Origin of the sequence: Campylobacter concisus (genome assembly GCF_002092855.1) — a bacterium.
Classification (GTDB): Bacteria; Campylobacterota; Campylobacteria; order Campylobacterales; family Campylobacteraceae; genus Campylobacter_A; species Campylobacter_A concisus_AI.
Genome location: NZ_LVLC01000007.1, coordinates 1 through 357, shown reverse-complemented (window position 1 = coordinate 357; position 357 = coordinate 1). Strand labels below are relative to the sequence as shown.

The 357-nt window shown below is 47.9% G+C and carries 1 protein-coding gene; it reads right to left on the bottom strand.

Annotation, left to right across the window (positions count from 1 at the left end; all coding sequences use genetic code 11):
* Window positions 1-357 (bottom strand): DNA gyrase subunit A (locus A3223_RS04275; protein WP_307781516.1); only part of this gene is annotated, 357 nt, incomplete at both ends.

Here is a 357-nt window from a genome sequence, read left to right as displayed (position 1 = left end):
CTCATCAAGGCTGTGTGGTGGGATATTTGTCGCCATACCAACAGCGATACCGCTTGAGCCGTTTAGCAATAAATTTGGCACACGGCTTGGAAGTACATCTGGCTCAACCTCTCTATCATCGTAGTTTGGCACAAAATCAACCGTGTCTTTGTCGATATCTTTTAAAAGCTCTTCAGTAAGCATTGTCATTCTAGCTTCGGTATAACGCATCGCAGCTGCGCTGTCGCCATCTATCGAGCCAAAGTTTCCTTGTCCGTCAACGACTGGATAACGCATAGAAACTTTCTCAGCCATCCGCACAATTGCGTCATCAACCGCCGTATCGCCGTTCGGGTTATCCTTACCGATGCCTTCACC